The organism is Pseudomonas sp. GW821-FHT02B10, assembly GCF_059421865.1.
This window is the reverse complement of the sequence record NZ_JBWKVU010000001.1, coordinates 1-21,133: the sequence shown is the minus strand read 5'-3', so window position 1 is coordinate 21,133 and position 21,133 is coordinate 1. Positions and strand designations below refer to the sequence as shown.

Annotated in this window: 13 protein-coding genes and 1 rRNA gene; 6 read left to right on the top strand and 8 right to left on the bottom strand. The window is 63.2% G+C overall.

Annotation, left to right across the window (positions count from 1 at the left end):
• Positions 1 to 3: 3 nt before the first annotated feature.
• Positions 4 to 1,530 (bottom strand): CoA-acylating methylmalonate-semialdehyde dehydrogenase, encoded by a 1,527-nt coding sequence (locus tag AC07VU_RS00070; protein WP_277587816.1) that lies wholly within the window; start codon positions 1,528 to 1,530, stop codon positions 4 to 6.
• Between the two features lie 153 nt (positions 1,531 to 1,683).
• Between AC07VU_RS00070 and AC07VU_RS00065 the strand changes: the two genes are divergently transcribed.
• Together AC07VU_RS00065 and AC07VU_RS00060 are read left to right on the top strand one after the other, a co-directional pair.
• Positions 1,684 to 2,634: a LysR family transcriptional regulator gene (locus tag AC07VU_RS00065; protein ID WP_009042050.1), complete on the top strand. Its 951-nt coding sequence runs from the start codon at positions 1,684 to 1,686 to the stop codon at positions 2,632 to 2,634.
• A gap of 147 nt (positions 2,635 to 2,781) precedes the next feature.
• Positions 2,782 to 3,936 (top strand): polymorphic toxin type 44 domain-containing protein, encoded by a 1,155-nt coding sequence (locus AC07VU_RS00060; RefSeq protein ID WP_274305439.1) that lies wholly within the window; start codon positions 2,782 to 2,784, stop codon positions 3,934 to 3,936.
• Positions 3,937 to 4,511: 575 nt separating this feature from the next.
• Here AC07VU_RS00060 and yfiB read toward each other — a convergent pair.
• The 3 genes from yfiB to yfiR are packed head-to-tail and all read right to left on the bottom strand — an operon-like array spanning position 4,512 to position 6,863.
• Positions 4,512 to 5,015 (bottom strand): outer membrane lipoprotein YfiB, encoded by a 504-nt coding sequence (yfiB, locus tag AC07VU_RS00055; protein WP_007922157.1) that lies wholly within the window; start codon positions 5,013 to 5,015, stop codon positions 4,512 to 4,514.
• A 4-nt stretch (positions 5,016 to 5,019) separates the two neighbouring features.
• On the bottom strand, positions 5,020 to 6,288 hold the full coding sequence (dgcN, locus tag AC07VU_RS00050) for a diguanylate cyclase DgcN/YfiN (protein WP_053259549.1): 1,269 nt from the start codon (positions 6,286 to 6,288) through the stop codon (positions 5,020 to 5,022).
• Positions 6,285 to 6,863, bottom strand: coding sequence for a regulatory sequestration protein YfiR (yfiR, locus tag AC07VU_RS00045; RefSeq protein WP_277587814.1), 579 nt, complete (start codon positions 6,861 to 6,863; stop codon positions 6,285 to 6,287). The genes dgcN and yfiR overlap by 4 nt, the downstream gene beginning before the upstream one ends.
• Before the next feature lie 322 nt (positions 6,864 to 7,185).
• Between yfiR and AC07VU_RS00040 the strand changes: the two genes are divergently transcribed.
• The 4 genes from AC07VU_RS00040 to AC07VU_RS00025 all read left to right on the top strand — a co-directional run bounded on the left by AC07VU_RS00040 (position 7,186) and on the right by AC07VU_RS00025 (position 11,589).
• Entirely contained in the window at positions 7,186 to 8,037 is an 852-nt protein-coding gene (locus AC07VU_RS00040) for a sugar phosphate isomerase/epimerase family protein (protein ID WP_495029372.1), read from the top strand.
• 12 nt (positions 8,038 to 8,049) lie between these two features.
• Positions 8,050 to 9,108, top strand: a complete 1,059-nt coding sequence (locus AC07VU_RS00035) for an isopenicillin N synthase family dioxygenase (protein WP_495029371.1) — start codon at positions 8,050 to 8,052, stop codon at positions 9,106 to 9,108.
• Positions 9,109 to 9,151: 43 nt separating this feature from the next.
• Positions 9,152 to 9,949, top strand: a complete 798-nt coding sequence (locus tag AC07VU_RS00030; RefSeq protein ID WP_053259545.1) for an ABC transporter substrate-binding protein — start codon at positions 9,152 to 9,154, stop codon at positions 9,947 to 9,949.
• A 98-nt stretch (positions 9,950 to 10,047) separates the two neighbouring features.
• Positions 10,048 to 11,589: an amino acid ABC transporter permease/ATP-binding protein gene (locus AC07VU_RS00025; RefSeq protein ID WP_277587813.1), complete on the top strand. Its 1,542-nt coding sequence runs from the start codon at positions 10,048 to 10,050 to the stop codon at positions 11,587 to 11,589.
• Positions 11,590 to 11,618: 29 nt separating this feature from the next.
• Here AC07VU_RS00025 and recD read toward each other — a convergent pair whose 3' ends face one another.
• The 4 genes from recD to rrf all read right to left on the bottom strand — a co-directional run bounded on the left by recD (position 11,619) and on the right by rrf (position 21,105).
• Positions 11,619 to 13,688 (bottom strand): exodeoxyribonuclease V subunit alpha, encoded by a 2,070-nt coding sequence (recD, locus tag AC07VU_RS00020; RefSeq protein WP_457275582.1) that lies wholly within the window; start codon positions 13,686 to 13,688, stop codon positions 11,619 to 11,621.
• Positions 13,685 to 17,377 carry an exodeoxyribonuclease V subunit beta gene (gene recB / locus AC07VU_RS00015; protein WP_457275581.1) on the bottom strand — a complete coding sequence of 1,231 codons (3,693 nt, stop codon included), beginning with the start codon at positions 17,375 to 17,377 and terminating at the stop codon, positions 13,685 to 13,687. Before recB ends, recD begins: the two co-directional genes overlap by 4 nt.
• A complete protein-coding gene (recC, locus tag AC07VU_RS00010; RefSeq protein WP_457275580.1) occupies positions 17,374 to 20,826 on the bottom strand; it encodes an exodeoxyribonuclease V subunit gamma in 3,453 nt (1,150 codons plus the stop codon). Before recC ends, recB begins: the two co-directional genes overlap by 4 nt.
• A gap of 163 nt (positions 20,827 to 20,989) precedes the next feature.
• Positions 20,990 to 21,105, bottom strand: a 5S ribosomal RNA gene (gene rrf / locus AC07VU_RS00005).
• Positions 21,106 to 21,133: the final 28 nt, after the last annotated feature.

The window sequence follows — 21,133 nt, the reverse complement described above, 5'->3', positions numbered from 1 at the left end:
TCCTCAACGCAAATGGATGGTGGTGTTCACGCCATCGTTGACGCTGTCATCGTCGAACCAGCGACTGGTGACGGTCTTGGTCTGGGTATAGAACTGCACCACTTGTTTGCCATAGGGCCCCAGATCGCCCAGCTTGGAACCACGGGAACCGGTGAAGCTGAAGAACGGTACAGGCACCGGGATCGGGATGTTGATCCCGACCTGACCGACATCGATTTCAGTCTGGAACTTGCGGGCCGCCGCGCCGCTCTGGGTGAACAGGCCGGTGCCGTTGCCGAAGGGGTTGCTATTGACCAGGGCGATGGCCTGGTCGAGGGTGTCCACTTCCAGCACCACCAGCACCGGGCCGAAGATTTCCTGGGTGTAGATCTGCATGTCGGTGGTCACCCCGGAGAACAGGGTCGGGCCGACGAAGTTGCCCTGCTCGAACCCCGGCACCTTGACGTCGCGACCGTCCAGCTCCAGCTTGGCGCCTTCCTTGATGCCGCTTTCGATCAGGCTCAGCACACGCTCCTTGGCGCGCTTGGAAATCAGCGGCCCGACATCGGTGCCCGGCTCGCTGCCGGCATTCACCTTGAGTTTCTGCGCCAGCGCCTTGAGGTCCGGCAGCCATTGTTTCGCCGCGCCCACCAGGACCACCACCGAGGTGGCCATGCAACGCTGGCCGGCCGCGCCGAACCCGGCACCGACCAGGGCATTGAGCGCCTGTTCGCGGTTGGCGTCGGGCAGCACCACGGCGTGGTTCTTCGCGCCCATCATCGACTGCACGCGCTTGCCGTGTTTGCCCGCCAGGTCATAGACGTGGGTGCCCACCGCGGTGGAGCCGACGAACGACACCGCCTTGATGTGGGGGTGGGTGCACAGCTTGTCCACCACGTCCTTGCCGCCATGCACCACGTTGAGCACGCCAGACGGAACCCCGGCTTCCAGCGCCAGCTCCACCAGCAGCATGGTCGACAGCGGGTCCTGTTCCGAAGGCTTGAGGACGAAGGTGTTGCCGCAGGCGATGGCCATCGGGAACATCCACAGCGGAATCATCGCCGGGAAGTTGAACGGGGTGATCCCGGCGCAGACACCGATCGGCTGGCGCAGGGTGTAGGTATCGACGCCACCGGCGACGTTCTCGGCGAACTCGCCCATCTGCAGGCTGCCGATCGAACAGGCATGCTCGACCACTTCCAGGCCGCGGAAAATGTCGCCTTCGGCATCGGCGATGGTCTTGCCCTGTTCGGCGCTGAGCACCTGGGCAATACGCTTGGAGTGTTCGCGGATCAGCGCCTGCAGCTTGAGCATGATGCGCATCCGCGCGCCGATCGGGGTCAGCTTCCAGGTCTGGAAGGCGCGATGCGCGGCTTCGATGGCGGCGTCGACTTCATCCGCCGTGGCGAAAGGTACCTTGGCCAGCACCTGCTGGGTGGCCGGGTTGGTGATGTCGTGCCACTCGCGGGTCTGGGATTCGACCCACTGGCCGTCGATCAGCAGCTTGACCTGCTGCAAGGTAGTGCCGTCGGACTTGAGGGATGCGTTCATACGGGTCTCCTGACTTCTTGAGGTTCTTATGCAGGGAGCCAAGGCGTGGGACCGCCTTGAAATGAGGCGTGCGTCGCGAGTTGGTTGTCGGACTGTTTTTGGAGTATAGATGTGCAAACTTCTAATAAGAACGCACATAAAAGCCGGTCCATCATGCAAAAAAACATCACCTCCCTCGGCTCGCTGAACTGGGACGACCTGAAGTTTTTCCTCGAAGTGGCGCGCACCCGCAAGGCCAGCAGCGCGGCCAAGCGCCTGGCGGTGGACTACACCACGGTGTCGCGGCGCATCGGTTCGCTGGAGGGCGCGCTGGGCACCCTGCTGTTCGAAAAGTCCCGGACCAATGGCTTTGTCCTGACCGCCGAGGGCCAGCGCCTGCTGGGTTATGCCGAGTCGATCGAAAGCACTCTGCACATGGCCTGCGAACAGGTCTCGGGCTCGGGCGTGGCCCTGTCCGGGCATGTGCGCATGGGCTGTACCGAAGGTTTCGGCAGCTTTTTCATCACTCCACAGCTGAGCCATTTCGTCGACGCTTACCCGGCGATCTCGGTGGATATCCTGCCGCTGCCGCACTTCATCAGCCTGTCCAAGCGCGAGGCCGATATCGTCATCGCCCTGGAACGCCCGGAGCATGGCCCCTACGTCTGCTGCAAGCTCTGCGACTACCGCCTGCAGCTCTATGCGACCCAGGAATACCTCGACCAGCACCCACCGATCCGCCGCCCGGCGGACTTGAGCGAGCATCAATTCATCAGCTACGTGGACGACCTGGCGTTCAGCTCGGAGCTGTTGTACCTGGCCAACGTGCTGCCCGGCGCCAGCGCCAACCTGCGCAGCACCAGCGTCATCGCCCAATACGTAGCGGCCCAGCAAGGACGCTCGCTGGCGATCCTGCCCTGCTTCCTGGCCGCCCAGGACCCGCGCCTGCTGCCAGTGCTGCCGGAGGAAATAGACATCACCCGGCAGTTCTGGATGTACTGCCGCGAGGACCTGCGCAAGCTCAAGCGGATCACCCTGTTGTGGGATTACATCCGCAGCGTGACCGAACAGAATCAGGGCCTGCTGATGGGGCAGAGCCGGGAGATGGTGTTTGCCGACTCATAGCCTGTACGGAATAGCGAAAGCCGATCGCAATGAGAGCGGGCTTCATCCAAGTTCAGAATCGTCCTAAAGCCTTGTCCATCGTCACTTGCTAGGTTCGCGAAGCTCGACAAAGAGCCTCACGGACCCGCCAACACACAAGGACGATCAATGCTTTCTTCTGCTCGCCTGGGCGATAAACACCTCTGCCCGCTTCCCGGTCACGGTACGACACCTATTGCTTCCGCTTCTGGTGACATCAACATCAACTTCATGGGAGCAGCCCGAGTCGGTGACACTTGCGGCTGTGGCGCAGTCATTACCACAGGGTTTCCTTCGATCATCCTGAATGGTCGCCCCATGGCCCACTTAGGGAGTCCTACCAGTCACGGCGGGACGATCATCACAGGATCAGGCGATACCTTCGGTGGCTTTGTCATGGGGCCTATGGAGGGGGCCGCAATCATCAACTTCGCAACGCTCGGAGTGTTCCGCTCAGATGGCTCTGTAGACGATGAAAAGATGGCGACCTTGTTGGCTGATCCGAAGCTGACCGAGAAGGCCGCCGCTGCAAATGCTTTAGTCGATCCCAATGAGGCCTCTAAGGCTCCTGAAGAGAATCCAGAAGAAAAGGTCTGTAATGACCCTGACCAGATGGAAGAACTGGCGAGCTACATTGCGGGCGAGATGAATACCAATATCAACAGCCCGTCTGTGCGACAGATGCAGGATTTGAATAGCTTTAGCCCAACAGCTGAAATGAAGAAGTATAAGGAACTTCCTTTCTATCTTCGTCTTGGTCAAAGCCCTGACTTCTACAACTTAGCGCTGGGGAAGAGAGCGAAGGCTTTGGCTATCTGGACTGAGCGAGTCGGTCAGGGCCGGCCCTGGGACCACAAGCCGAAGCTGCAAGCGATGTTCAAGGATGTTTGGAACAAACAAGGGGGCTACGACTACTTCTATGACATCTGGTCGAACATCCACTATGGCTATGTTGGACTGGCTGGTGGACTCTCTGAAAGCGTCCTCTTGGACGGCGCAGGTATAGAGCAGATAGGGTCGGACGCTGCTCGGAAGGTTGAAGAGATTTTTGAAAAACCTAAAGCAGAATGGGAACGGCCCGGTCCGCATCGCTCTGCTGATATCGAGGGCATGAGGGCCTGGGATGATGCACCTGACCGAATATCCATTAGTATCGGCGTGAAGCTCTATCGACAACGCCCCAACGGAGGCATAACGGCAAAGATGATCATGGACGAAGTTCTTGCAGTACAACCGAAGGAATGGGGGGAAGGTATCCGTGTCCACAAATGTAAGGCCCATTAAATACAGGTACATTTTGGGCATTCTCTTTCTGCTACTGCTGTCCCCCTTTGTGTTTTGGAGGGTAGCGACCCCAGTGGTCACGGTTCACTACTCCAAGGAGGGAAAAGAGAAGCTTTCTGTGACCTGGAATACCGAACACCGAATTTATCGGAGTGGACGCGGGGGCCTATTTCCAGGCGAGGCGACATCTGACTTTGGCCACATTTTTCCAGATGCCGGGTTCTTCATGGAGTTCTATTGGTGGAGTGATACGGGCCGTAATCATTGCGTCAATATCACCCCTAAATGGCGAAGAACGGATATTTACCTCGACCTAAATGGCAATATTGATACCAGCCCAGAGAGCGGCACGGATACGGATCGCTTGAAGAAGTGCACTACGGACCCTGCTGATCCTTAAGAACTCCAAGCATCACCACTATGAGGTCACCTGCCAGCAGCACTGCAAAATCCACTCGGCACAGCCTGGTCCTGCTATCGCGAAGACCTAGCGGATCACCCCACTGTGGGAACCGCAGTGTAAAGGAAGAATCAGGGCCTACTGGCAAGACAGACCCGGTGATGGTCTTCGCCCATCAGTCGGCAATGACCACGATCGAGACGCGACGGTTTTCGGTGCGTCCGGCCACCGTGCTGTTGGAGGCCACCGGTTCGCTGCTACCCAGGCCACGCAGCTGGATGTTTTCTTCGCGCATGCCCGTGGCCACCAGTACCTTGCTCACGCTTTTCGCCCGGCGCAGGGACAGTTGCTGGTTGTAGCTTTCCCTGCCGGAGCCATCGGTGTGGCCATCGACCCGGACCTTGTCGATGTGCACGCTGACCAGCGCCTTGCCGATATGCTCAACGATGCCGGTGCTGGCGGCATTCAACCTATCGATGTCGCTGCCGAACAGCACCTTGCCGGACAGGCCGAAGGCCCAGCCCTCGTCCGTCAGCTCAAAGCCCTCCTGCTTGAGCACCGCTACTTGCTGCGGGGTCAGCCCCTTGGGCGGCACGCTCTGGCAACCGGTCAATGAAAGCAGCGCCAGCAACAGGCCGGTGGTGAAAAGTCGCAAGAAAGGTCGAGTCAGTGAAAACAAAGAATTAGCTCCTGGATTGAACGTGAACGACGGGGGGCTCCGACCCCGCGGTGTGTTGCCCGCCTCGAGAGACACGCTTGGCCTGATACATCGCCGCATCGGCGGCATTGAGCAGAGCACCCGGGGTGGTGCCATGATCAGGGTAGACGGCAATACCGATACTGAGTGAAGTCAGTACCGAAGTACTGCCTGGCAAGGCAATTGGCATCTCCATGCTGGCGATGATTTTTTCCGCGATACGCTCGGCATCCTCGATGCGGTGCAGCGGGGTCAGCAGAATGGCGAACTCGTCGCCCCCCAGGCGCGCCACCAGGTCTTCCTCGCGCAACTGCGCACGCACCCGCGACGCCACCGCCATCAGCACCGCGTCGCCGGCGGCGTGACCGAAGTTGTCGTTGATGCCCTTGAAACGGTCACTGTCGAGAAACAACACCGCCACCCGTTCGTTGAGCTTGCTGGCGCTGCGCAGCGCGCGAATCAGCCGGCCCTCGAAAAACGCCCGGTTCGGCAACCCGGTCAGGCTGTCATGGCTGGCCTGGTGGGCCAGGGTTTCGTTTTCGCTCTGCAAGTGGGTTTGCCAGGCTTCCAGCTCATCGAGCAGAGCATTGAAGTCGTTGCCCAGGTTGTCCAGCTCGGCAATTTCCGCCGGCGGCACCCGGACGTCGAATGCCCGCTCGCGGCGCGCGGCATGGGCCACATCGGCCAGGCTGCGCAGCGGCCCGGTAATGCCGCGCAACTGCCGGCGCGCCAGGTACAGCGCCACCCAGGCGCTCACCGCGATACACAGGACAATCCCCACCAGCCCACTGAGCAGGAAGCGCAGCAGGCTGCCGCCGTGCCCGGTCAGGGCGATGCTGCCGATTTCCTGGCCCTGATGCATGATCGGCACGGTGATGGGCTTTTCGAGAAAGGCCCGGGCGATCTGCATTTCCAGATCGGTCAGCAAACCGATTTCCGGCCGCTCCCAATGGGCCAGCACGCGCCCCCGTGCATCGAGTACCTGGGCATCGGCCACCTCTTCGGTGGAGGCAATCAGGGCCAGGGCTTCGGTCGCCGCGGCGCTGTCGTTGAACACCACCGCCGCTTCGACCGTGTAATTGATCGAACGCGCGATCAGATGCAGGTTGTGATCGGCATACACCCGCAACGCCAGCACCCCGAGCAATGTCAGGGACAGGCTGGCCATGGAAATGGCCAGCAGGGCGACAATCAGATGCCCGCGGCCAATGACCGAACGCAATGTAGGGCGAGCAGGAGATTTGAAGAAGCTCATGGCGCCGCCGGTCGACGACGGGAGAGTTGCAGCACGCTTGGATGAATCCGCACGCCACTGCGCGCCACCGAATCCAGGTTGACCTCGAATGACACCTGATTGTCACTGACGCGCAGGCAGAACAGGCTACCGACCGTGCACTGGTCGCCGCCCTCGCTGATGCTCAATACCGGATGACCGACCAGGGAAGTGAACAGGCGGGCGCGCTGGTCGTCGGTCAGCTTGCCGATGTACACCGCATCGCACTCGTTGACGATGGCCGGGTTGTCGGCCAGCAAGCGCCGCACCAGAACCGGGCGGCCCGTGGCCTGGGTCGTGCCCTTGACCAGGTCGTCGGTGTATTCGGTCGGCCCCACCACGCACAGACGCAATTGCGCCGGCTCCACCGGCCAGCGCGCATAACTGAGAATCCCCAGCACCACTTGAGTCACCGCCTTGGCGCGCTGGTCTGCCAGGCTGGTGGCAGCAGGCTCGGGTTGCGCGACGGCAAAAGTGCTCAGCAGACAGACCAGGGCGGACAGCAGTATCTGCCTCCAGCCCGAAAAGCGCTCTGTCGCCGAGACAGCCACGTTCATGCAGGGATTCTCTTTGATCTTCATACAATGATGCCGCAACGATAGCACAGCCGGTGAAACCGCCGCGAGGTTCCCAGGCATGGGTAGCAGGCTATTGGTTTAGAAAAAAATGAAGTAACGATTTGAACCTTCCTATTCTTCATGCCTGCATCGCCTGCTTAAGATCGGCGCCAGAGAGCGAGCCGTCCAGACCGCCCTCGGTGAGACCGGATCCGCAGAGACCCGGCTCAAGGAATGTCTTTTGCTACTGCCCAGTATCGCCGCTTCGGCCCAGTGCCTTTGCGGTGCCATGAGTAGCCCAAGACATCTTTGAGGTTAGCCGATGCAACTGGAAATATTCCGCACACTCTGGGGCTATACCGCCAGCCCGGCCCAGGCCCTCGACGAGCTGCTGGCCGCCGGCTTCGACGGTATGGAAGCCCGCCTGCCTTTGCAAGCCCGCGAACGCGGCGAATTCGGCACTTTCCTGCGGGACAATCGCCTCGCCTACATCTGCACGGTTTTCACCGCCTACGACGTCCTGCCAAAACAGTCGGCCGCGTTCCAGGAACACCTGCTGGACCTGGAGCGCAAGCTCGCCTGGGCCGCCGAACTGGCGCCGCGCTTCGTCAATGTGCTGGCCGGCAACGACCGCTGGCCCCTGGCCCAGCAAGTCGAGTTCTTCGGCCAGGCCATGGAGCTGGCGCGCAAGCATGGCCAGTTCTGCAGCTTCGAGACCCACCGCGCCCGTTCGCTGTTCAATCCCTGGGTCACCCTGGAGCTGATCCGGCAATTGCCCGACCTGCGTTTCACCAGCGATATCAGCCACTGGGTCGTCACCTGCGAACGCCTGCTGGATGACCCCTTCGATGACCTGAGCGCCTTCGTCGAGCGCGTTCACCATATCCAGGCCCGGGTCGGCTATGACCAGGGGCCGCAAGTCCCGCACCCCGCCGCCCCGGAATATGCCCGTGAACTGGCGTTCCACCAGCAGCACTGGGAAGCCATCTGGCATTCGCAAAAGGCCCGGGGCTACCAGGTCAGCACCCTGACCCCGGAGTTCGGCGCCGACGGCTACCTGCATCACCTGCCCTTCACCAACGTGCCGGTGGCCGACCTCTGGTCGCTGAACCAGTGGATGGCCAGGACCGAGCGCGAACACTTCGACCGCGTCACCCACTCAACCCGTCCGTGAGGTTCTTGCGTCATGCCCGATAAAATCGATAAAACCCCGGCCAAGGCCAACTTCAAGCACATTCCGGTGGTGGACATCGCCGGCCTGTTCAGCATCGAGCTGGAGCACCGGCTGGCCGTCGCCGAGCAGCTGGGAGCGGCCGCCAGCGAAGTGGGCTTTCTCTACATCACCAGCCATGGCATCGACCCGCAGTTGATCGCCGGCCTGCGCCAGGCCGCCAGGGACTATTTCGCCCAGCCCCTGGACAGCAAGATGCAGCACTACATCGGCACCTCGAAAAGCCACAAGGGTTTCGTCCCCGAGGGCGAGGAGGTGTATTCCAAGGGCAAGCCGGATCACAAGGAAGCCTTCGACATCGGCTTCGAAGTCGCGGCCGACGATCCCCTGGTCCTGGCCAACACGCCGCTGCTGGGGCCGAACGAGTGGCCAGAACTGCCCGGCTTCAAGGAGGCGGTGCAAGCCTATTACGCGGCCGTCTTCGCCCTCGGCAGGCGCCTGTTCGGCGGGTTCGCCCTGGCCCTGGGCCTGGAGGAAAACTATTTCGACGCCCTGGTCACCCGCCCGCCTTCCAAGCTGCGCCTGATCCACTACCCGTTCGACGACGCAGCCCAGGATGCCCCCGGCATCGGCGCCCACACCGACTACGAGTGCTTCACCATCCTGCTGGCCGACAAGCCGGGCCTGGAGGTGATGAACAACCTGGGCCAGTGGATCGACGCCCCGCCGCTGGCCGACGCCTTTGTGGTGAACATCGGCGACATGCTGGAGGTGATGACCGCCGGCGCCTTTGTCGCCACCGCCCACCGGGTGCGCAGCGTCAGCGAGGAGCGCTACTCGTTCCCGCTGTTCTACGCCTGCGACTTCCATACCCAGATCAAGCCTTTGCCACAGTTCGCCAAGGCCTCGGACGACTATGAGCAGATCACCATCGGCGAGCACATGTATGGCCAGGCCCTGCAGACCTACCAGTACCTGCGCAAGCGCGTGGAGAACGGCGAGATCCGCCTGCCGGAAAAAGCCCGCAAGCCTTCGAGCTTCGGCCACCTGAAACACCAGTCGCAAGCGTCCTGACCACCCTTTTGCCCTTTGCTTCCATCCCCTGGAGAGACCCACGATGCTTAACAAAAACAACGTTGCTCGCCTGACCCTGCTCACCGCCGGCCTGTTGTGCGCCACCGCAGGCCTGGCCTCGACCGCGACACCCGGACAGCTGAAGATCGGCATGGAAATCACCTACCCACCGTTCGAGTCCTATGACAGCGAGAAGAACGTGGTCGGCTCCGATCCGGAACTGGCCCACGCCCTGGCCAGGCACATGAACGCCAAGGCCGAGTTCGTCGACACCAAGTTTCCCAGCCTGATCCTCGGCCTCAACGCCGGTCGCTACGACGCGATCATTTCCGGCATGTACATCACTCCGGAACGGCAGACCCAGGCCATGACCATCGCCTATGCGAAAACCGGCGCGGCGATCATGACGTCCAAGGACAGCGGCCTGAACCCGCAAACCCCTGAAGACCTGTGCGGCCTGAAGGTCGGGCTGGAACAGGGCACCACCTGGGTCAGCCAGTTGCAGAAGCTCTCCAGCGACTACTGCGTGCCGAACAACAAGGGCGCGATCAGTGTCAGCGAATACCCCTCGGCACCTGAGGTGACCCAGGCCCTGCTGTCGAAGAACATCCAGGCCCAGGTGGAAATCGCCGGCGCGGCGAAGATGATCGCCGAACGCACCCAGGGTCGGGTGGTGGTCACCAGCCAGCACCTGATCTATCAGCAAACCCTCGGCATCTTCGTCAAGAAAGGCAACGACGCCACCTACAAGGCGCTGCAGGAAGCCTTCGCCGAGAGCCGCAAGAACGGCGAGTACGCCGCGATCCTCGGCAAATACAACCTGGAACCGGTGACTGACTGACAAGCCACTGCGGCGCAGGGATGCGCCCGTGACCGGCCCCCGATCGAGCGCGCAGCGCCCGTCCTGATGCCTGCGATCCGAAGCCGCCCGAGGTGTTTATGCAATTCGACTGGTCCTACTTCATCTCCCTGTTTTCCCTGCCCAGCTTCTGGCACGCCTGCGTCACCGTGGTCCAGCTCAGCGCGCTGGCCTGGTTCATCGGCATGCTGCTGGGCTTTCTCCTGGCCTCGGCCAAACTCTCCACGGCCGCCTGGATCAGAACCCCGGCAGCGCTGTACATCTGGTTCTTTCGCAGCATTCCGCTGCTGGTGCTGGTGGTCTTCGTCTACAACCTGCCCCAGCTGTTTCCGGCCACCGGTTCGGTGCTGTCCAACCCCTTCTACTCGGGGCTGCTCGCCCTGGTGGTGACCGAAGCGGCGTACATGGCGGAAATCCATCGCGGCGGGCTGATCTCGGTGGCCAAGGGGCAGAAGGAAGCCGGCCGCGCGCTGGGCATCGGCCTGATCGGTCTGCAACGGCTGATCGTCATCCCCCAGGCCTTCCGCATTTCCCTGCCGACCCTGATCAACGAGTACATCACCGTGGTCAAGCTGACTTCGCTGATCTCGGTAATCTCCCTGACCGAACTGCTCACCGTCGGCCAGCGCCTGTATGCGCAGAACTTCCTGGTGATGGAGACCCTGGCCGCGGTGGCGGTGTACTACGTGCTGATCGTCACCCTGTTCGCCTGGCTGTTGCAGCGCCTGGAACGCCACTTGGACCTGAACCTGCGCACCCCGCAAACCCTGGATGACGCCGGCACCGAGCAGCTCCGGCAACAGGCACAACCGCAGCACAGCCGACCTCGCCCACGACCGGTAGCCGGTAGCGCCCCGGCCCTGCAACTGCAAAACATCCACAAGCGCTACGGCGATCATCAGGTGCTCAAGGGCGTCGACCTGAACGTCGCCAGTGGCCAGGTGATTTCCATCATCGGTCCGTCCGGCTCGGGCAAGACCTCGCTGATCCGCACCATCAACGGCCTGGAGCGCATCGACCAGGGCGAAATCGTGCTGTTCGGCAACAGCTTCATCAGCGCCGGCGACAACCTCAACAGCCCGCAGGTGCGCGAGGGGGTGCGGCACATCGGCATGGTCTTTCAGAACTTCAACCTGTTCCCCCATCGCAGCATCCTCGACAATATCTGCCTGGCGCCGCGTTACCACGGCAGCAGCAAAGCCTTGAGCGAGCAGCAGGCCTACGCCTTGCTGGACAAGGTCGGCCTGCTGGCCCACGCCCACAAGTACCCGCACCAGCTGTCCGGCGGCCAGCAGCAGCGCGTGGCGATTGCCCGGGCCCTGGCGATGGAGCCGCAGATCATGCTTTTCGACGAGCCGACCTCGGCCCTCGATCCCGAGCTGGTGGGCGATGTGTTGAACGTGATTCGCGACCTGGCCCGAGAGGGCATGACCATGTTGATCGTCACCCACGAGATGGACTTCGCCCTGTCGATTTCCGATCGGGTGATCTTCATGGAGGGCGGCAATATCCAGCTGGACGCCAGCCCGCAAGCGATCCGCGAAGAAGCGGCGGGGGAACGGGTCAGACGCTTCATGGGGCTGGAGCAGCCAAGCGCGACGGCACTGGCAGCGGCGCTCTGATCGAGTGCCGAACGCCAGTGCCTCGGCGTTCAACCCAGGTCAAGCATCAACCCGCTCAGGCGCTTGACCTTGCGCCGCACCGCCTCTTCGAACACCCCGGCCCGCGGCTCGATCAGGCTGAACCAGTCCTTGGCCCGGGTGATACCGGTGTAGATCAGTTCCTTGGTCAGCACCGGGTTCAGCGCCTCGGGCAGGATCAGCGCGGTGTGGGCGAACTCCGAGCCCTGGGATTTGTGCACGGTCATGGCGTACACGGTTTCCACATCGTTGAGCCGGCTCGGCAGCACGAAACGCACGCCACCTTGGCCGTCGTTGCGCGGGAAGGCCACCCGCAGTACCAGGCGCCCGTCTTGCGTGCCTTCGTGCTCGGGCAACTTCAAGGCAATGCCGATATCGCCGTTCATCAGGCCCAGGCCGTAATCGTTGCGGGTCATCAGCACCGGACGACCTTCGTACCACTGCTGATCGCTTTCGATCAGCCGCGCCTTGAACAGCGCGGCGGTGATCCGCTGGTTCAACCCCTCGACACCCCAAGGCCCCTTGCGCACCGCGCAGAGCAACTGGAACTGGTCGAAGGCCAGCAGCACATCGCGGGCCCAGGCGGTCCAGCGCGGATCTTCCAGCGCTGTATCGGCAGGCGGGCGCTGGCCGCGCAACAGGCTCAGGTAATGCCGGTAACCCTGCGGCCCGTCGCCGTGGCCTTCCAGCAGCAAGCGCTCCAGGGCGCGGTCCTGCTCGCCCTTGAGGCTCAAGCCATACAGGTCGGCGTGGCTGCGGGCGGCCAGCAGGCGGCGCGCTTCCTCGGCCTGCTGCTGGTTGACCCAGCGCGCCAGCTGGCCGATACCGCTGCCTTCGCCGAAGCGCCGGGAGTGGCGCAGCATCACCACCTGCTGGGCCAGCGGATGAGCGCCGGCGCTGTCTTCCTGCAGACCGCTGTCCGCCAGTTGCTCGCCGCTGACGGCCTCCAGCCAGCTGCGGGTCTGCGGGCTGTACCAGCCGGCCTCGGCATCGCGGCACAGATCGCCAAGCACCGCGCCGGCTTCCACCGAGGCCAGTTGATCCTTGTCCCCGAGCAACACCAGGCGCGCGTGCACCGGCAGCGCATCGAGCAGATTGGCCATCATCTCCAGGTCGATCATCGAGGCTTCGTCGACCACCAGCACATCCAGGGGCAAGCGGTTGCCGGCGTGATGGCGAAAGTGCCGGGTTCCCGGACGATTGCCCAGCAGGCGGTGCACCGTGGTCACGTCGCTGGGGATCTTCTCGCGCACACTGTCGTCGACCGACAGGGAGCGCACTTGCAGGCTGATGGACTCGGTGAGGCGCGCCGCCGCCTTGCCGGTGGGAGCCGCGAGGCGGATGCGCAAAGGCTTGCCGGCTTCGACAGCCGGGGCCTGGAGCAAGGCCAGCAGGCGCACCACGGTGGTGGTTTTACCGGTTCCCGGCCCGCCGGTAATGATGCTGAAGGCGCCTCGGGTGGCCAGCGCACAGGCAAGCTTCTGCCAGTCCACCGGCCCCGCCGCCTTGGCCGCGCCGAACAGGCCGCCGAGGCGCTCGGCCAAATCCGCGGGGGTTTCCTCCTGCACCGCCAGGCGCTGGCGCAAGGCATTGTCGATGCGCCGCTCATAGGCCCAGTAACGGCGCAGATACAGGCGCTTGCCCGACAACACCAGCGGCCGCTGGCGGGCCTGCTCGCTCTGGTCGGCCGCCAGCGCCACCAGGCGACTGGCCGCCAGGGCCTTGCACCAGTGCGCGCCGTCCAGCGTCGCCAGCACCTGCGACGGCAGTACCGCCGCCGTGCTTTGCAGGTCGCCTTCCGGCGGCAGGGACAGGGCGAAGTCCGGCTCCTTGAGGGTTTCGAACAGGTCCAGGCAAACATGCCCGTGGCCCAGTTGATGGCTGGTCAACGCCGCGGCCATCAGCACCAGTGGATCGCCTTGTGGCTCCAGTTCATGGAGGAAGCCTACGAAAGCCTTGTCCAGGGCGCGCAACCATCCGCGCTCAACCCAACGATCGAGCAACAGCAGCAAATCGCCGGCCCGAACCAGGGGCGCCAGGTCGGGCTGGGGTTCCAGCGGCGTCAGCAGATCCTCGATCACAGCAATACTCCCTGTTCCCACGCCGGCTCGGCCCTGGGCTGCTCGGGTTTGCCCTGGAACAAACGGTCCAGGCGTTCGATCAGCTCACGGGGTGGCCGGGTGAAAAACACGCCGCGGCTGGCCGAGCCCGTACCACGCAAGAACAGGTACAGGGCACCGCCCATATGCCGGTCGTAATCGTAGTCCGCCAGGCGCGCCCGCAACTGGCGATGCAGGGCCAGCAGGTACAGCACGTATTGCAGGTCGTAACGGTTGTCGAGAATCGATTGTTCCATGGCCTGCTCGGTATAGGCGGCGTCATCCACGCCCAGCCAGTTGGATTTGTAGTCGGCCACGTAATAGCGCCCTTGATGCTCGAAGGTCAGGTCGATGAAGCCCTTGAACATGCCATTGAGCAGTACTGGTTCGGCGGTCACCCGAGGCACGCCTTGATGGGTGTACTGGCGCACCAGCTCGTCGAGCTTGAGCACATCGACCTTGTGGCTGGCGAACCAGAATTCCATCTCGACCCGGTATTGGCTCAACTGCGCGAGCACCACCGGCGATCGCCCCGCCCCGGCTGGCAAAGGCAGTTGCAACAGGTGCCGCAACCAGTCGCTCAGGGTCTTGATCCAGCCTTGCCAACCGCGGCGATTACAGCGCCGAGCGATGGCGTCCTCGATAGCGACGGGGTCGGCGGCGAACCCCTCGTCACCGGCCCACTCCAGCAGGCCGTGGAGGAAGGTCCCCGGATTCGGCCCACGGGGGAAGCGATGGATGTCCGCGCCGCTGGCCACGACTTCACGCGGGGCATCGGGGTCGAGGCGTTCATCGTCGAAGAGTTTCTGCGCCTGCGGGCTTTCCGGCGCCTCGGTACTGCCGGCGCCCAGGCTGTCGCTGATGCGCAGGGCGCTATAGGACGCGATCCACCAGTTCTCCGCGGCTCGCCGCTTGGGAGCCAGGGGTGCCAGCAGGGTGGCGTCGTTGCGCGGCGGATGGAAGCGGCTGTCGGAGACGCTGGGCATTTCGCTGACACTCATGGCCTCGCAGCCTTGCTGCAGGTCTTGCAGCCAGCGCGCCAGGCCGCTGGACTCGTTCAACAACGCACCGCCGCCCAACAGATAACCCAAGGCCGAGAGGTGCAGCACCGAGCTGTTGTGGTTGCCGCGCTTGAGGTCGGCGACACCCAGCCAGCAGGCATGCTGGGCACGGGTCAGCGCCACATAGAGCAAGCGCAGGTCTTCGGCCAGGCGTTCGTCGTCGGCCTGGGCAATCAGCTCCGGGGTTGGCCGTAGCGTCACCTGGGCCTTGCCCGACTCGTCGTGGTAGTGCAGCGGCAGGCGACTGCCATCCACCGGCTTGGCCGAACAGATGAACGGCAGGAACACCAGCGGGTACTCCAGGCCCTTGGATTTGTGGATGGTCACCACCTTGACCAGTTGTTCGTCGCTTTCCAGACGCAGGATCTGTTCTTCGCCAGCCTGCCCGGACAAGGCCAGGTGCTCGGCCAGATGGCGGATCAGCGCTTGTTCGCCATCCAGTTCGGCAGCCGCCTGCTGCAACAGTTCGGACAGGTGCAGCAGGTTGGTCAGCACCCGCTCGCCATCGCTGCGGGCGATCAGGGCCTGGGGCAACTGGAAGTCATGCAGCAGGCGTCGCAACATCGGCAGCACACCCTGGGTACGCCAGATCAGGCGATAACCGCGGAACTGCATGACCCGACTCTCCCAGGCCAGCTCGTCCTGGTTCAGGCGCTCCAGCTCAACCAGCGGCAGGTTCAGGGTGATGGAGGCCAGCGCGGCGCGCAGCGGGCGCTCGATATCCGGTTCGGCACAGGCCTTGAGCCAGGCCAGCAGGTCGTGGGCCTCCTGGGCGGCGAACACCGAGTCCTTGTCCGACAGGTACACGCTGCGCACCCCGCGCGCGGCCAGTTCGCCGCGCACGGCCTGGGCCTCTTTGCCATCGCGCACCAGGATGGCGATGTCCGCCGGCAGCAGGCCCTTGAAGGGCTGGCCGTCACGGGCGAAGCCGGCGCTGGCCTGCTGCCCGCCGTTGAGCAAGGCGACGATTTCGCTGGCGCAGGCCGCCGCCAGTTGCTGCCGGTACAGCGCCCCGGAAATGGCTTGCTCCGAGGACAGGTGCCAGATATTCAGCGCCGGCACCACCTGCCCTTCTCTGTGTAGCTGCTCCTTGCGCCCCTGGGAGGCCACCGACAGGAACGGCACCGGGTTCTCTCCGTTCTTTTCCCGGAACAGGAACGCGCCGCGCCCCTGTTCACGGGACTCGGCACGCTCGAATACGTGGTTCACCGCCTTGACCATGGCGTGGCTGGAACGGAAGTTGGTGCCCAGGGTATGCAAGCGGCCGCTGGTGGCCTGGCGAGCGCGCAGATAGGTGTAAATGTCCGCCCCACGGAAGGCGTAAATCGCCTGCTTGGGGTCGCCGATCAGGAACAGCCCGGTCTCGGGGTTGTTGTCCTCGATGCGGTAGATGCTTTCGAATATCCGGTACTGCACCGGGTCGGTGTCCTGGAATTCGTCGATCAGGGCCACCGGGAACTGCTCGCGAATCAGCGTCGCCAGGCGCTCGCCACCCTCGGCCTGCAACGCGGCGTCGAGGCGCAGCAGCATGTCGTCGAAGCCCATCTCGGCACGGCGGCGCTTCTCCTCCTCGAAGCGCGCGCCGACCCAACGCGCGGCGTGTTGCAACACCGCGGCGTCGGGGCTCGGCAGGGCATCGAGCGCGACCTTGAGCCCGGCCATGGCGTCCAGCGCGGGATGATCCGGCGCATCGCCTTTCCAGGCCTCGGCCATGCCTTCGGGGGTCAGGCGGCTGAAGCCGGTACCGATATCCAGTTGTTCTATGGACTCGTCTTCGGCCCAGGCGGTGATCTTTTCGAACCAGGGCTCGAAGTAGCGCGCCTGCATCTTGCGGCCATCGACGGCCTTGCTGGCGACGCCTTGCAAGCAGATCTCCCGCAGTTGCTCAGCCCATTGCCGCCAAGGCGCCTTGAGCTGCACCAACGCCGCGCGACGCTCCAGCAAGCAGGACTCGATCAACTGCACCGGTGTCTGTTCCTGGTCCACTTCACGTTCGCTGCCAAACAGCGCACGTACCCTGGGCAGCAAGGCCGCGGGCCCACCCCAGTTGGCCCGCACCCAGTTCAGCGCATCACCCTGCATCGGGTAGCAAAACAGCCGCCAGTAGTCGCGCAGCACTTCGCCCAGCAGATCGCTGTGGTCGGTTTCCAGGGTCTGGGTAAACAGGCTGCCACTGTCGAACGCATGCTCGCGCAGCATGCGCTGGCACCAACTGTGGATGGTCGAGACCGCGGCCTCGTCCATCCATTGCGCGGCGATGTCCAGGCGGCTGGCGCAACCCGGCCATTGTTCGGCGGCGAACTGATCGCGCAACTCGGCGATCAGCGCGTCGGGCGCGGCGGTTTCATCGCGGAAGAAGCGTGCGGCTTCAGCCAGGCGGGTGCGGATCCGCTCGCGCAGTTCCTTGGTCGCCGCATCAGTGAAGGTCACCACCAGAATCTGCGGTGGCAGCAACTCGCGACCGAACCCGGCCGGCTCGCCGCCGTGCCCCAGCACCAGGCGCAGGTAAAGCGCCGAGATGGTAAAGGTCTTGCCCGTGCCGGCGCTGGCTTCGATCAGTTGGCTGCCCCGCAGCGGGAACGCCAGGGCCAAAGGTGCTTGCCGGGTCATACGTCAGCCTCCCCATTGGCCGCGGAGCGCCAGGGCGCCTGTAAGAGTGGGCGGTACAGCGCATCAACCCAGCCGCTGAAGGTTTCGTCGGCGATCAACGCGTTGTAGTCCGGGTACTGGCGCGCCAGGGCCGGGCTTTCCCGACGTTCGCCATCGCTGGTCTGGCCGTCGCCTTCATAAGCTTTGCGCGCCGCCGCTTCGGCCTTGCCCGGATCGCTCTGGCCCAGCCAGGCAAAGGCGGTTTTCACGGCTACCGGCAGCGGCTGGCACATGCCCGCCTGCCAGGCCAGCAGCAGATCGCCCAGGATTTGCAGCGCCGCATCGCGGTCCAGAGGCGGCAGCAACAAGGTGTCGTCGCTGGCCACCAGCGCGGTGGTCAAGGTATAGCCGCTGGCACAGGCCACCAGATGATTGACCCAGGGCCGGGTCAGGCGGTGCCATTTGCGGGTCTTGGGCGAGCCGATGCTATTGGGGATGGTGGTGACCGACAGCAGCCCGCCGTCGCTACGTTGGTGCAGCCCACTCAGCCAGCCTTCGAGCTTCACGTCCTTGAGTTCAAGGGTAATCGGCAAGGCGCTGGTGACCGGCGTTGGCCATAACTCCAGCAATTGCCGATAGCGCATCAACAGATCCGGCAAGGGCTCGATCAGCTCTCGTTGCAGGCTCTCGCCAAAACCGGCCATGGGCAACAAGCCGCTGGCCTGTAGCCGTTGCGCCTGGGCCTGCAGGGCCTGCTCCGGATCATCGGCGCAGTTCAACGCCGCCTCCAGCAGGCTGTCGCTCAGGCTGTAGCGTTGCAGCGCGTCGAGCACAAAAGGCTCTTCGTCGGCCAACGGCGCGTCGGCCGCCTCGAAGAACACCTTGAGGCGCTGACTGAAGAAATGCCGCACCGGGTTACGCAGGAAGTCCTGCAACTGCCCCAAGCTCAAAGGCTCTTCCTGGACATAGGGCGTCAGAAGCTCGAGCGCTTGAGTGGCCGCTTGGTTCTGGTGCAACAGCTGCCACTCACGGGCATAGCTGAACAGCCCATGGCCTTCATGGAAATAGCGGGCACTGAAAGGTTGCAGTGGATGCTCCTGGGTCATGGCGTCGAGCAGATCGTCCTGGTCATTCGCCAGCTTCCAGCCACTGGCCAGGTGATCGCGCAACTGGCCGATAAGCACCGAGGCCGGGCGTTCGCTGTTGTCGCGAATGCTGCGACCGACCCAACTGACGTACAGCTGATCCCGCGCCGAAAGCAGCGCCTCCAGCAGCAGGTAACGGTCGTCTTCGCGCCGCGAACGGTCACCGGGCCGGTAGTCGCTGCCCATCAGGTCGAAATCCAGCGGCGGTTGCGCCCGCGGGTAGTCGCCGTCGTTCATCCCCAGCAGGCACACCAGCTTGAAGGGAATAGCGCGCATCGGCATCAGTGTGCAGAAGTTCACCGCACCGGCCAGGAAACGCTGGGACAAGCGCCCCTGGTCCAGGCCAGCCAGCCAGGCTTCGCGGACCACGGTCAGCGGCAGCTCATCATGCAGGCCAACCGACTCGCAGGTTTCCAGCCAGGTTTCGCGCAAGTCTTCGAGTTGGCTCAGCAGGTAGTCGTCATGTTCGGTACTGGCCAGGAAGAACTGCTGCGTGAGTGCTTGCAGGCGCTCGCCCCACTGCGGCGGCGAAGCCGGCAAAGTGAGGTTCTGATACGCCATCTCCAGGGCATCGAGCAAGGCCACCAACGGTCCGATCAATGCCGCATCCAGGCCGCCGATCTCATCGTAAGGCTCGATCCCCTCGCAAGCATCGGAGCGTCCCACGGCGTAACCCAGCAACATGCGGCGCAGGCCGAAACGCCAGCTGTTCTGCTCCAGTTCCTCCGGCAATCCCAGGTCGGCCCGTTGTTCGGCGTTCATACCCCAGCGGATGCCGGCACCTTCGATCCAGCGATGCAGGGTCGGCAGATCGGCCTCATCAACGCCAAAACGTGCGCGTAATGCCGGAACATCCAGCAGGTCGAGGATTTCGCTGACGGGGAACCGGCTGTCCGGCAGCTTGAGCAGATGCTCCACGGCAATCAGCAGTGGGTCGCGGCCACGTTGGCCCTGGTCCGTCAGGGTGAACGGAATAAAACGCCGATCGTCACGCTCCAACTGGCCGAAGACCGCGCGAATATGCGGTGCGTAACTGTCGATATCCGGGACCATCACGATCACATCCCGCGGACGCAATTCAGGGTCCTCACTGAAGCGCGCAAGCAGCTGGTCATGGAGGATCTCCACTTCGCGCTGGGCACTGTGGGCAATGTGAAAACGGATCGACTTGTCCTGGTGCAGATCGACCGCCGGCCACAACTGGCGGGTCTCCTCCAGCGGGCGCAATTCGAGGATATCGTCCTGCAACTGATTCAGCAGGGTCTGCGGCTGACTCTCGCTGAACAGGTCGATACGGCCGTCGCGAAAAGCCGAACGATAGCTGTTGGGATCGTCGTAGCTGTCGAGCAGGTTGATGTAGTCGCGGCCCTGTTTACCCCAGGCGGCGAGCAGCGGATGGGCATGTTGATGCAGGGTCTGCGGATCGAGCACCGCCGGCATTCCCGTCTTGCGCGCCTGACGCTTGTATTGATGGCGCAGCAGGTCCTTGTCGGCGACGATATCCGCCCAATGGTGACGACAAGGGTTGTGTACACACAGCAGTACCTGGCTGAAGCGGGCCAGTCCGGCCAGGGCTTCCAGGGCTTGCGCCGGCAGGGAGGAAATCCCGAAAACGATCACTCGCGAGGGTAGTCCCTGGGGCGCCGTTTCCAGGTTGAGAATACGTTCGATGAAACGTTGGTGAACGCCGGCGCGACTTTGCGCCATGCCCGCCTCTCCCACATCCAGCAACAACGCCCGCCACAGTTCGGCTTGCCAGCAGTTGGCGGGGGTCAGGGCCTTGGCTTCGCCTCGAGCGCTGCGTAGTTGATGCCTGCCTGCAGCCCAGTCCTCCAGCCAGTCGGCGCGATAGACCTGATATTGGTCGAACAGGTCAGCCAGGCGCTCGGCCAATTGATAGCGCTTGCGCAAATCCGTGTCGTGAGTAAGGAAACGGCGTAGGGGCTCGAAATGCGGCTGATCGATCAGTTCGGGCAAAAGCCGCATCAGGCGCCAGGTCAGCGGCGCTTTATCCAGCAGGGATTTGGGCGGGATCTCATCGCGTCCCAGCACCATGCGATAAAGCTGCCACATGAAACTGCCGGGGAGCTGCACATCAATGGCAGCAGCGATGCCACAGCCGCCCATGTCGTCATCCTCAGGATCCTCAGCCAAGGCCAGCTTCAGCCATTGGGCAATGCCGTTGCTCTGGACCAGGGCGATCTCATTCTCCAGCGGCGCCAAGGGGTAACGCCGCATCCAGCTGACCACCAGGCTGCGCAACTCGTCCAGGCGGTTACCGTGAACCACCATAAAACCAGCGCTGAGGGACGTGGCGTCCGGCATAAGGGCTTCCTTGGAAAATGCAAAAGCTAGGTCCGAACCTTAGCACTGTCACGCAGCGGTGACAGCTGAGAGGACCAACGTGAGTGTTGCGAGGAATGAGGCATTTTTTGTCGCGCAAAAACAAAACCCCAATTGCTTTCGCAATTGGGGTTTCGGAATTTAATCTTGACGATGACCTACTCTCACATGGGGAAACCCCACACTACCATCGGCGATGCATCGTTTCACTTCTGAGTTCGGGATGGGATCAGGTGGTTCCAATGCTCTATGGTCGTCAAGAAATTCGGTGTGCCGAGTCGTCTTTCGA

Bases quoted from the DNA above. Each gene is read 5' to 3' on its own strand.
- AC07VU_RS00060 (WP_274305439.1), top strand. From the start codon at position 2,782: ATGCTTTCTTCTGCTCGCCTGGGCGATAAACACCTCTGCCCGCTTCCC.
- recB (WP_457275581.1), bottom strand. From the start codon at position 17,377: ATGACCCGGCAAGCACCTTTGGCCCTGGCGTTCCCGCTGCGGGGCAGC.
- AC07VU_RS00025 (WP_277587813.1), top strand. From the start codon at position 10,048: ATGCAATTCGACTGGTCCTACTTCATCTCCCTGTTTTCCCTGCCCAGC.
- AC07VU_RS00065 (WP_009042050.1), top strand. From the start codon at position 1,684: ATGCAAAAAAACATCACCTCCCTCGGCTCGCTGAACTGGGACGACCTG.
- AC07VU_RS00035 (WP_495029371.1), top strand. From the start codon at position 8,050: ATGCCCGATAAAATCGATAAAACCCCGGCCAAGGCCAACTTCAAGCAC.
- AC07VU_RS00040 (WP_495029372.1), top strand. From the start codon at position 7,186: ATGCAACTGGAAATATTCCGCACACTCTGGGGCTATACCGCCAGCCCG.
- AC07VU_RS00070 (WP_277587816.1), bottom strand. From the start codon at position 1,530: ATGAACGCATCCCTCAAGTCCGACGGCACTACCTTGCAGCAGGTCAAG.
- yfiR (WP_277587814.1), bottom strand. From the start codon at position 6,863: ATGAACGTGGCTGTCTCGGCGACAGAGCGCTTTTCGGGCTGGAGGCAG.
- dgcN (WP_053259549.1), bottom strand. From the start codon at position 6,288: ATGAGCTTCTTCAAATCTCCTGCTCGCCCTACATTGCGTTCGGTCATT.
- recC (WP_457275580.1), bottom strand. From the start codon at position 20,826: ATGCCGGACGCCACGTCCCTCAGCGCTGGTTTTATGGTGGTTCACGGT.
- AC07VU_RS00030 (WP_053259545.1), top strand. From the start codon at position 9,152: ATGCTTAACAAAAACAACGTTGCTCGCCTGACCCTGCTCACCGCCGGC.